This window comes from Herbinix hemicellulosilytica, assembly GCF_002904165.1.
Lineage (GTDB): Bacteria > Bacillota > Clostridia > Lachnospirales > Lachnospiraceae > Mobilitalea > Mobilitalea hemicellulosilytica.
The window spans coordinates 1-12,459 of record NZ_CVTD020000008.1 but is presented as its reverse complement, the minus strand read 5'-3'; the positions used below and the strand labels follow the sequence as shown (position 1 = coordinate 12,459).

7 protein-coding genes are annotated in these 12,459 nt (G+C 38.4%); 1 reads left to right on the top strand and 6 read right to left on the bottom strand.

Annotation, left to right across the window (positions count from 1 at the left end; all coding sequences use genetic code 11):
• From HHT355_RS01135 to addB, 4 genes are all read right to left on the bottom strand, one after another.
• Positions 1–573 carry an RNA polymerase sigma factor gene (locus HHT355_RS01135; protein WP_158245851.1) on the bottom strand — a complete coding sequence of 191 codons (573 nt, stop codon included), beginning with the start codon at positions 571–573 and terminating at the stop codon, positions 1–3.
• Between the two features lie 331 nt (positions 574–904).
• On the bottom strand, positions 905–1,117 hold the full coding sequence (locus tag HHT355_RS01130) for a small, acid-soluble spore protein, alpha/beta type (RefSeq protein WP_103201624.1): 213 nt from the start codon (positions 1,115–1,117) through the stop codon (positions 905–907).
• Positions 1,118–1,213: 96 nt separating this feature from the next.
• Positions 1,214–4,999, bottom strand: a complete 3,786-nt coding sequence (locus tag HHT355_RS01125; RefSeq protein WP_158245850.1) for a UvrD-helicase domain-containing protein — start codon at positions 4,997–4,999, stop codon at positions 1,214–1,216.
• Positions 4,965–8,390, bottom strand: coding sequence for a helicase-exonuclease AddAB subunit AddB (gene addB, locus HHT355_RS01120; protein ID WP_103201622.1), 3,426 nt, complete (start codon positions 8,388–8,390; stop codon positions 4,965–4,967). Before addB ends, HHT355_RS01125 begins: the two co-directional genes overlap by 35 nt.
• 233 nt (positions 8,391–8,623) lie before the next feature.
• On the opposite strand from addB, the gene HHT355_RS01115 reads away from it, so the two are divergent.
• A complete protein-coding gene (locus tag HHT355_RS01115) occupies positions 8,624–9,058 on the top strand; it encodes a hypothetical protein (protein WP_103201621.1) in 435 nt (144 codons plus the stop codon).
• Positions 9,059–9,152: 94 nt separating this feature from the next.
• Here HHT355_RS01115 and HHT355_RS01110 read toward each other — a convergent pair whose 3' ends face one another.
• On the bottom strand, positions 9,153–10,034 hold the full coding sequence (locus tag HHT355_RS01110) for a DegV family protein (protein WP_103201620.1): 882 nt from the start codon (positions 10,032–10,034) through the stop codon (positions 9,153–9,155).
• Between the two features lie 80 nt (positions 10,035–10,114).
• Positions 10,115–12,085, bottom strand: a complete 1,971-nt coding sequence (locus HHT355_RS01105; RefSeq protein WP_103201619.1) for an NAD(+) synthase — start codon at positions 12,083–12,085, stop codon at positions 10,115–10,117.
• Between the last annotated feature and the right edge of the window lie 374 nt (positions 12,086–12,459).

The window sequence follows — 12,459 nt, the reverse complement described above, 5'->3', positions numbered from 1 at the left end:
TTATTCATTATGGGGTTTATTATTTGAAATATCTTTTTCTACCAGTCTTCGCACCTTATCTTTTGCCCTGCTTATACGAACACCGATATTTTCGTAAGGTATATTTAATTTTTCAGATATTTCTTTATAAGACATTCCCAGGGCATATTTCATGATAAGGACCTGCCTGCTGATTTCATCGATGTTTGATAAGTGCTTTTTAATTAGATCATATTCAGATGCTATTTCAGCCTGCTCTTCCGGGCTTTTTTCTTCCGCACTAAGATATATCTCCAGTTCTTCTATAGGCGTATCCGCATAACGTTTTTCTTTTCTTAACAAATCTATACATTTATTTCTTACTATAGAAACGGATACATACCGGAAATTCTTACTATCTAAATGTAAATATTTTTCTTTTTCTTTTATTATTGATAAAAAAGCGTTATGTACAGCATCTTCTGCCATGGCCTGATTATATCCGGTAATCTTTAATGCATATAAAAGAAGGGCATGCTTATGCTCTTCATATATATCTGCCATCCTCTTTTTATCATCTTCATTTTCAAGCATTGATAAATATAAAAACAGCAATAATATCATCTCCATCTTTATTTTTATCTTTGGTTTCTTTTTTATCAGTTTCTTCCATTCTATGTAAATGCGATTCACTTGTCAATAGACGACATTTTTCGAATTATGTGTTTTATTAGCTCAATAAGCCTTTGATTTTTGCTTTGTTTGCCAGTCAAAACTACCGAAAATATCCAAAAAAATATGGGCTTAAGTCTAATTCAACCTAAGCCCATATTTTTTATTTTTTTACATTAACCTATCTTAAATCTTAAACAGGCGTTAACAAAAAATATCCCTCATACAATTATTATTTTATAATGTTATGTTCATAAGCATTTTTATATGGCTCTTATTTGGCTTCTGCTTCTGCCTGTTTTTTTAATTCTCTCTTTCTTTTGGTTATTAAGCCTCCTATCCTTCCCGATTCTTTTGCAGTAAGGGACTTCCATCCTGAAGAAAGCACTTTATCAAGATATCCCAGTTCTTTTGCTATCTCATATTTCATTTCCTCCTCAGGTTTCAGATTGTTAAGATCAATCTTCTTTTCCCTTTTTGCTGCCATACGTTACACCCTTTCTTTTTTGCTTTTTTAGAGTGTAACCAACTTGCGTAAGAATATTCGGGCTAATTTTTCATTTTACAATAACATCCATATATTTTACCGGTTAATATAAATCTCCTTGCCCAGGTATAAGGAGTAAATTATCATTTCCTTAACTTTCTTCCTTAATATTTGTTCCAGAGCTTTTTTATAATAAATCAACTGCATCTTATACCTGTCTTCAAGCTGCTTTTCATCATTTACTACATCCGATTTATAATCAATAATAACAAGTTCACCATCTTCTTCAAAAAAGGCATCGATTATACCCTGGATAAGAATTAGTTCTTCGCTGTCCTGGTCCGGGTAAATTTCACAGGCTTTTACCCCGATGACAAATTGCTTTTCTTTATACAGCTTTCCTTCTGCCTGAGCCTTAATTATGCGTTTTGCAGTACTGCTTTGGGCAAACTTAAGAATATTTTTTAGATTAAGCCTTTTTATATCTTCTTTTAGTATCTTTCCCTCTTTTGCCAACCCTTCCAGTTCTCTTACCAGGTCTTTATAATTTTTTACTTTGGAAAGGTCCAAAAGTTCAAGCACTTTATGGTACAGGCTTCCTCGGTCCGTAGCTGTTGTTTCTGTCAGAGTCCCTTTTATAAAATCAGGTATATATTGGTCTGCTGACAAAGTATTAACTTCATTTCTTCCATCACTTAATTCATTATTATCGCCAGTGTTTCCGTATAATATTTCGCCGTCTTCCTCATCTATAAATTGCCCCAGTTTTTTTAGTTCCGATACCGTAAGTTTTACCCTAAGCTTTGTTTCGGCGGCGTACGGATATTTAAAGTTCAGCCTTTTATTAATCTGATTTTGCAGCTCTTTGTCTGTTTTGTGATTAAGAGTTAGATTTTCCAGTTCTTCTTTATCCTTTTGCATGAATATCTGCCTTGCGACTTCCTCACCGAGAATGTCTTTCCTTGAGATAACTTTTATTTTCATATAATCGGTCTTTTTATTGTTCATTGCTGGAAGTACCAGGTCCAGATAATTTTTGGATGACATTATTTCATAAAATGAGAAATCTTTTTTTGCATATAAATCCTCTGTATTATTTAAATATCCGGTCATTATAAGCTTTTCTTTTGCCCTGGTTAAAGCAACATAAAGTACCCTAAGTTCTTCACCTAAGCTGTCTGTCTGGTTTTTCTTCTGGATAAATTTCTTAAGCAATGTGGGAACCTTTGTCCTGTTTTCCAGGTCAATATAGTCCGGCCCTATCCCATAATCTACATGCATAAGAATGCTCTTTCTCTGATCCTGCATATTAAACTGTTTGCTTAAACCGCTTACAAAGACAACAGGAAACTCCAATCCTTTGCTTTTGTGTATACTCATAATTCTTACGGCATCATCGTTTTCTCCGGATACCGAGGCTTCTCCGAAATCCACTTCGTATTTATGAAGCTTTTCTATATAGCGGACAAAATGGAACAAGCCGCTGTAAGAGCTCTTTTCAAATCTGACAGCATGGGAAATAAGCATGTCTATATTGGCTTTCCTTCGGTCCCCGCCGGGCATGGCCATGACGTAATATGCATAACCTGTCATATCCAGTATCTCCTGGATAAGCTCATGAATGGGGGTATATTTTGCCTTGTCCCTAAGTTTATGGAGCATATCGAGAAAACTTTTTAACTTATTCTTTAATTCCTCACTGCTTCCATCCTGTGCATAAGCCAGGGAAGCCCCGTACATAGTCGTCTTTCTGTCCATCAGTCTTACCTGGGCCAGCTCATCGGAAGTAAGCCCGACTATCGGGGAATATAAAACTCCCGCAAACGGTATATCCTGCCTGGGATTATCAATTATCCTCAGCATATTAAGGAGGGTCATGATTTCCGTAGTCTGAAAATATCCGGTGCCCGTATCCGCATAGGCAGGTATGCCTTCCTGAATCAGGGTATTTACAAACACTTCCGACCATCCGGCCATGGTCCGAAGCAGGATAACTATATCCCCAAGCCTTGCAGGACGGTGTATTACCTTGCCTTCCTTGTCTTTATCTATAAGAAGCAGACCGTATTCAGGATTTATGATTTCCTTAATTTTTTTTGCCACCGCCCTTGCTTCCAGCTCTTTTTTTGTATATTGGATTTCTTCTTTGTCTTCATCAGGCAGGTCAATTAAATTTGCATTTTCTTTGTCCGAAGAACTTCCATTAAAAGAACCGTTCCCGGTATTTTCGCCTGCAGTGTCAAGCTCTTCTTCGGTTACAAGGATAAGCTCTACATCTTTTGCTATTCTTTCTTTTACTTCATTTGATAACTTTCCGGCCTCATTTTCCGGTACCTGCTCTTCAAACAATTCTCCATACTTTAATGAAGCCGAATTGTCATAAACTATCCCGCCTACCGATTCGATCATGATTTGCTCAAAGATATCATTTACAAAATCAAGAACCACTTTTCTGCTTCTGAAGTTCTTATCCAGGTCAATTCTTTGGGTAAGGTTTACGTTTCCGTCCTCATCAGTATCCCAGGTGCCATAAGTTTTATATTTTTCGAGGAAAAGTTCCGGCATGGCCAGGCGGAACTTATAAATGCTTTGCTTTACGTCTCCCACCATAAAACGGTTATAAAGCCCCTTGTTTTCCCTTGATATGCTTTTTAAAATTGTTTCCTGCACCAGATTGCTGTCCTGGTACTCATCTATAAGGATTTCTTCGAACTGCTCACTAAGCTCCAAAGCAGCTTTGCTTGGAATAATCTCGCCGTCTTTTTCCTCTACCAGTATTTTAAGGGCAAAGTGTTCAAGGTCATTAAAATCCACCAGATTTTTATCTTCCTTTTTGGCAGCAAAAGCCTCCATAAAGTCCAGGGTCAGCCTTGACAAAACATCCATTATGCTGCCCACTGCTTTAAGGTCATTAAACATCTCTTCTGCAGGCTGAAAGAAAAATTGGTTTGTAATATCCTTTATTCCCTTTTTTACTTCTTCTCTTAAATCTTTTACTTTATTTTTCTTATCTTCAGGTACGTTTTCCTGCTTTTTTGACGATAAGCGGGCAAAGGAAATTTCCGAAAATGCATTATAATACCCCTCATATGTATCCTTCTTTAAAAATTCCAAAAGCATGGACCTGTCGCTTAGAAGGGCCGGAAGGTAGGCCTGGGGCCCGTCAGGTTCATTGCATATTTCTATGGCTTTTTCAATCTTATTTAACAGATCTTTTAATACCGATAATATGTAGTTTAGCAATTCCTTCATCCATCTGGTATTAGCCATATCCTCTATGGTTTCAAATTTAAAGGATTCCTGAACTCCTTTAAGCCAGGTTTTGGGCCATGGGTTGCTCATGGCAAAATCATATAAAGAAAGTATTAGGTCTTCTATTGGGTCGTCCGATTTTGAACGGGAATAACTTTCTATAAGTCTTAAGAAGTCCTCGCTTCCTTCTTCATACCATTTTTCCAGTACCTCTGCCACAATATCGGACTTCATAAGAGTAATTTCGGATTCGTCGGCTATTTTAAACGATGGGTCCAAGTCTATATGATGAAAATAGTTTCGTATAACATTCAGGCAAAAGCTGTGAATTGTAGTTATATGGGCGCTCTGCAGTAGGGATACCTGTTTTTGCAAATGGGCATTGCCCGGCTCCATAATTAGCTTCTGGTCCAGGGCTTTGCCTATTCTTTCTTTCATCTGTGTTGCCGCTGCATTGGTAAAGGTAACCACCAAAAGCCGGTCTATATCTATAGGGTTTTCACCCTCGGATATCATTTTAATTATCCGTTCAACCAGTACTGCGGTTTTTCCCGAACCTGCCGCAGCCGAAACCAGCAAGTTTTTATGTCTTGTATCAATTACCTTCTGTTGTGCTTTGGTCCAGCCCATAAGTACCCTCCTCATCTCCCCATATTTCCTGCTTTAACTCGTCTGTAGGCTTCTTAGCCAGATTGCGAAAGAAAAATCCCGGCAACCTCGGGTCAAAACCGCAGGCATTTTTATATTCGCAGAAGTCACAGGCGGTTATCTCTCCCATCCTGTACGGGTTAAGCCTTGTATCTCCCTCTAAAATCCGGTTTTTATCTTCTATCAGCTTGCTGTTTACAAACCTAAGAAGGGCTTTTAGCTGCTTATTATTTGCCGCCGATGACCGTTTGGTAAGTTCGCCTTCTTTATTGGTTTCTACAGGAATAATGTCGGATTTAACCGATGATCTTAAGTTTCCGTCCGGACCTAAAAGCTTTGTGTCCATAAGGCCGATTATTTCTTTGTCTTCATTTACAAGTCCGTTCATCTTAAGGCTTTTATATATTTCCTCAGCGGCTTGTTCAGTTTTTGCCACTATGGGATCGTCTATATGATAGTAGAAAATCCCCGCGGGTATAATTTCCTTGTTATTATATTTCCTGCTTAAAAAGTCCAGGGCAGCGGAAAGATATATGGCAAGCTGCTGCTGAAGCCCGTAATATATGCTGTGGAAATCAAATACCGTTGCACCGGACTTATAATCTATAACCCGGACATATACCTTATCTTCAGCCTCATATATATCAAGCCTGTCAATTCTTCCTTTCAGCAGCAAATCCTTATCAGGCAGATAATTAAAATGCATCTCATAGCCTAAGGGTTCAAACATTCCCTGGCGTATCTGATTGCATAAAGCCCACAGGGTTCTGATTGTAATCCTTTCTATTCTCTTAATCAGGTATTCGTTTCTTTTACTGCTTTTTAGGAAACCATCCTCAAAGTCTTCCACCGCTTTTTTTACAGCTAAAACGGCCCAGTCATCCCGGATTTCGTCCGGTATGGTATGCCAGTTGTATTCGCTGCTACTGAGCATTTTTGAAAATTCATCGATGGCATTGTGAAAAATATTTCCTATGTCCGGTACCGCCAGTTTATACTCTTTACGTTCCTCCAAAGACAAGCCGTAAGCCATAAAATGAGCGAAGGCACAGCCGGCATAGCGCTCAAGCCTGGTTACGCTTCCGCTTAAGTTTTCTCCGTAAAGGAGATATGCAGCCTGCCTTGATATTCCTTTCTCCCTGTTTGAATAAAAGGCACCGGATATCATTTTTTCCAATATACGACTTCTTTCGGTATCGTTTTTATAATACAGGAAAATTTCCGCAAACAGGTCTGATATCCTGCTTTCTCTTAATCCTTCCGCAATATAAGCGATTCCCCCGTCCCCCAGGATATGATCCAGATCTTTATCCTGCATATCTTCGTTTTTTATGGACATCTCACTAAAATACGACTTAAACTTGCCGATTAAATATGACGGCGCTACGGACTTTCCTTCTTCATTAACCCTGTGGAAGGTTATATAAAGTTTATCCTTGGGTTTTGTAACATTTAAGTAAATATAAAATTGTCCCGTAAAAGCCTGCTGCCTTTTGGTCGGTGCCAGTTCTATTCCGTTTTCAGTAAGAAGTTCCCTCTCTAAGTCGGATAAGATTCCTCCACTTCCGATAACCTTTGGAACAATACCTTCATTAACTCCGACAAAAAACAAGGCCCTGATATCCTTTAACCTGGTCCTTTCCGTATCACCTATTACGACCTCATCCATTCCCGGAGGAATTAGGCCAACTTTTGCTTCCGCAAAACCGGCATCCAAAATATCATTGAATTCCTTCAGGCTTAAATGTTCATTTCCCAAAAGCAGAACAATCTGGTCATACAGGTCCATAACGATACGGTAAACCTGTTCATATTCCTTTGCCAAAAGAGGAAGATTAAGGTTTTTAAAATCGTCACAAAGTTTACTTAACTTTTCGCTGATATTAAGGCGCACACCCAGTTCATACAATGCTTTAGTATAGTCCCTTACGGTCTTATCCTTATCTTTTAATACCTCATATAAAGGGTGAACTTCATCTATCAATTTCTGCCGTATGGCATTAATCTCATCCAAATCAACAGCCTTTTTCCTTCCGAAAGTCCTTGTAAAAGGTTTAAGGTAGCGATTTGCTCCCCGTATCCCCATAGCAAGGACATAATCTTCAAGTAAATCCGTTTCCTCCTGAGTAATATCGCTTAGTCCGCTTCTTAAATACCCGAATACGCTTTCATAACTGTAGTCTTCCTCGGCTATGAGGGTTGCGCATCGAAGAAATACGACAAAAGGATTTCCCAGTATTTCTTTCTTATAATCTATAAAGCAAGCTATATCCTCTCTGGAAAAATAATATTTTGCAAGGCGCCCATACCTTTCGATGTCTCCGGTAACAACCGCAATATCCGAGTATCTATACCCTTCTTCCCTTACAAGGCGTTTGATTTCCCTGACTACAAAAGCAATCTCGCCTTCCGGATTTTTAGCCGAATGGATACTTATCTCATCCTGCTTTTCTTTAAAAACTCCGTAAGGATACCTGAAAAGGTTATGTTCCAGGAAAGCTAAAGCCGGTGAATTACGAAAGCGGTATGGTACTTTATAGCCTTTCCCCTGAACGTAAACCGGTTCTTCAATTAAGGTATCAGTCTCCTCTGCTATTTTATAGAGTTTTCTTATAGTTTTCTGACTTAAGCCAAAAAGACGATATTCCGCATTTTCGTCTCCGATAGGCTCTCTAGGATCTATAGTAACGGTAACAATAACCTTTTTTGCCAACCTCATAATTTTTGCAAGAATTTCATTCTGACAGGGGGTAAATCCGGTAAAGCCATCAAAGCATACCACACTGTTTTTCAGCCACTTAGACTTATCTATAACTTTACCCAGCACAACAAGGATTTCTTCTGCGGTTATGTAGCGTTGACGCATAAATTCGGCAAAACCTTCGTAAATAGTACGTATATCTTTAAGTTTTGCTCTAAGTACAGGCTTTTTTTCGGCAATACCCATCATCTTATCAAAATCGTCGGGCCTTATGTTATACTGATAAAATTCTGACAGCAAAGATTTCAGCTCATTTACAAAACCGGATTTTCTTACTCCCGCACCGAACAAAATAAGGTCTTTCTTCTTTTCTTCCACTACTTTACGGATAACCATGCTTTTTCCCGTATCTTCAAGTACGGGATAATCATTTCCCCCTACCTCGTCAAAAATCCTGTAGGCAAAACGCATAAACGATAAAATATCCACATTCATAACCCCGTGATTGGGATGCATGGTTACTATATCTTTTTGAGTCTGCAATGTAAACTGCTCAGGCACTATAATAAGGTAATTGGTATCGGGATTTTGTATGGATTCTTCAATAATTCTGTGATACATCTGATATGATTTTCCGGAACCGGAACTTCCAAGATATAGCTGCAAGGACATATTAATCCTCCGTTTCAGAGATAATGGAGCTTTTTAAACTTCATTTCATGTTATCGGACAAATATTTCAGGTTAATATTTTAAACCGGTATGATTTAAAATCACCTGACTGTAATCATTTTTCATAACTTTAATTTGTTGCTCATTGCGCAACATTATCGGCATAAATTAATAACCTAAATAATAATATATAATAAGATTAAGACAAAGAGCTTTATGCTCCGGAGGATGAAAATGGCAAAGACTAAAATAGTTGTTATTCAATTAAAAGAAATAATATATACGGTAATATTTGCTGCATTAGGAATCCTTTTGATACTTCTTCTGATCTTTATGTTCAGCGGAAAGGATAAAGAAGATGTCGCTACTGACACTAAACTATATAAAGCCGGAGTATGGACCACTTCTATTCCGCTTAGCGACACGGTAATCAATCTTGAAGTAATTTTGGATGAAGATCATATCAAATCGGTACGCATTGTAAATATTGATGAAACAATAACTACTATGTATCCGTTGGTAGAGCCTGCTTTAGAAGAGATTTCCGCACAGTTAAACAACGGAGTCCCAATTGATCAGCTGCAGCTTAAGGATGACAGCAAATATACTCAAACCCTCCTGATTGAAGCAATTAAGGTTGTACTCGAAAAAGCCAAGGCCACACCCTAACCTTATCTACATAGCACCTTCTTAGAACAACGTTCTGTAAGCAATCCTGCGATTACTTATAGAACGTTGTTTTAATATATTAAGCTAACTTTTTTTAATTTGTATAGTGTTTATAGGGTGATTCTTCATCCAAAAATACTATTCCTATAATCCCCGGACCAGTATGGGCTCCTATGGCACAGCCCACATAATTATCTATAAAGTGCCGGCACCCGTATGTATCTTTCAGCATTTCTTTAACAGCCTCCATGGTTTCGGCATCATCCCCGTGCACAATGCCTATAACCTGATTAGTTAAATCCTTGCCTCTTTCACCGACTATTTCAACCAACCGCTTTAAGGATTTTTGCCTTCCTCTTACTTTTTCTATAGGCTCCAAAGCCCCTAAATCATTCACCTGAATAATAGGTTTTATATCTAAAAGGCTTCCCGCAACTGCAGATGTTTTGCTTATCCTTCCGCCTTTAAGAAGGTATTCCAGGGTCTTAACCGTAAAAATATGCTCCATATGGTCGCAGTACCAGTTAATAGCCTCAATAATTTCTTCTTTGCTTGCACCGGCCTTTTGCATCTTAAGGGCATAATAAGTTGCCAGTCCAAAACCCATAGAAGCACATTTGGAATCTATAATAGTAAGATCAAAATCAGGATATTCTTCCAAAAGCTCAGCTTTGGCTATATTTGCCGCATTATATGTTCCAGCAATTCCGGTGGAAAAACAGATATATATTAGCTCATCGCCGTTCTTAGCATAAGACAGGAAGTTATCATAAAACATCTGGGAATTTATATGGTACGTCTTAATGTCTTTTCCGCTTCTTAGTATATCATAAAATTCCTCGGGAAAAATGGTCTTGCCGTCAAAATAATCCTTATCGTCAATTACTACCGGTGTAGGTATAATGTGAAGCCCGTACTCCTCTATGACCCATTTGGGTATATCGGATGCTGAATCTGTTATAATCTTTAGTGCCATAGTATTCTCCCTTTCTTAGTATCTTATGAAGATTCTTTCTGTAAATATAAATTAATATGATAATATCGGCTGTCTTAATCTTACTCAGACAGCCGATTTAACTCCTCCAGCCACAATGCTGCTTTTGCATCGCTCGGCATCCTTAGGTCGCCTCTCGGAGATACCGATATGGTTCCGACTTTCGGTCCGTCCGGAAGACATGACCTTTTATATTGCTGGGCAAAAAATCTTCTGTAAAAAACCTGAAGCCATTTTAAAATTTCTTCTTTGCTGTATACGGTTTTTGACTCTCCGATAATTACATTTTTTGCGTCATGATTTTTAGTAAATGCTTCAAGCGCCAGCCTGTAAACCTTTCCTGGCGAAAATCCGTATCTTAAAACATAAAACATAAAGAAATCATGCAGTTCATAAGGGCCTACCAATTCTTCTGTTTTCTGATACTCGCTGTCTTTGGTCGGCGGAAGAAGTTCCGGACTGACCGGCGTATCCAATATATCTATAAGCACCTTAGCCATATCCTTATTGTCTGTGGTGTCGGCAACCCATTTTACCAGGGAACGGACCAGAGTCTTAGGTATGGATGCATTGACTCCGTACATGGACATATGGTCCCCGTTATATGTGGCCCATCCGAGAACCAGTTCAGACATATCACCTGTACCAATCACTATTCCGTTGTGCTTATTGGCAAGATCCATAAGCACCTGGGTTCTTTCCCTTGCCTGACTGTTTTCATAGGTAACATCTAAACTGTCCGCATCATGCCCTATATCCTTAAAATGCTGCAGTACAGCATCTCTTATAGGTATGTTAAGCAAAGTTGCACCTATATTTTTTATCAGAGCCTTAGCATTTTCAAAGGTGCGGTCCGATGTTCCGAAACAGGGCATAGTAACCGCCAATATTCCCTTTTTATCAAGGCCAAGCCAATCAAAAGCCCTGCTTGTAACAAGCAAAGCCAAGGTGGAATCTAATCCGCCGGATACGCCAATAACCGCACATTTTGAGCCGATATGGGCCAGCCTTGACTTTAATCCCATGGCCTGGATTTTGAAAATATCCTCGCAGCGCCTGCTCAGTTCCTTATCATTATCGGGAACAAAAGGATGACGTTTAATTTTTCTTATAAGACTGTAGGTTTTAAGTTCGTAATTGCCCTCCGCAAATTTAAACGGAACTTTTATATAACCGTCGGCATGGCCGACAAATGTGTTTTTAAGCCTTCGTTCACTCTTTATTAAGCCTAAGTCTATCTCGCTTATCGTTATATCACCGCAAAACAGTTCCGTTTCCGAAAGCAGGGTACCGTTTTCTGCTATTAAATTATGGCCTGAGAATACCAGATCCGAAGTAGATTCACCCTCTCCGGCATCAGCATATACATATCCGCAGATAAGTTTAGCGGATTGGCTTTTTACCAGCTCTCTGCGATACCCGGCCTTGCCTACAAGCTCATTGCTGGCAGAAAGGTTTGCAAGTACAGTGGCCCCCGCTAGGCAATGGAAGATTCCGGGACTTAAAGGTACCCATAAATCTTCGCATATTTCTACACCCAGCACAAAGTCGGGCATATCAAGACATTCAAATAAAATATTGGAGCCAAATAAAACCTCGTCTCCCAAAAAGTTTACCTTTATAACTTCCTTTCTTCCCGGGACAAATTGTCTGGCTTCATAAAATTCTCCGGAATTGGGTATATTCATTTTGGGAACCAACCCCAGTATCTTACCCCTTTGAATAACGGCTGCCGTATTATATATCTTTCCGTTATATTCAAAAGGGAATCCGACTATAGCCACAAGCTCTTTATCCTTAGTTGAATCTGCTATTTTTTTTACCTGTTTTTTTGCACAGGCAAGCAAAGCCTCCTGAAAAAATAAATCTCCACAGGTATATCCGGTTACACAAAGTTCTGGAAATACCAGGAGTTTTACTTCTTTTTCTTCCGCTTCTTCTATAAATTTTATAATTTGCTCAGCATTATAACCACAATCAGCCAGCCTTATATGGGGCGTGGCTGCTGCAACTCTTATAAATCCATGCTTCATAATATACTCCGTTTCTTTTTAACCGTGTCTTACTTATATTCCTAATACCCGTGTTATAGGGAAGTTTATAATTTACAGTTAATTTAATAATATCATGTTTTTACCGATAAAATAATTCCCGAAATGTATTTTCTTCGGTAATAATTTATCTCCGGAAAACTATATATTTAGCTGTGAAAATTACAAAGCAAAAATTTATTATATTATTTATATTATTATAAGTTTATCTCTTTTAAAATACAAGTGGTATCTATATCTGATGGCAGGTCCTAAAACACCTCTAAATACATGATTAATTTCGTTAGATGTATGTACCAAATATAATTCTGATTTACATAAATAAAAACTATTTATTCTGTTTATTATCAAATAAA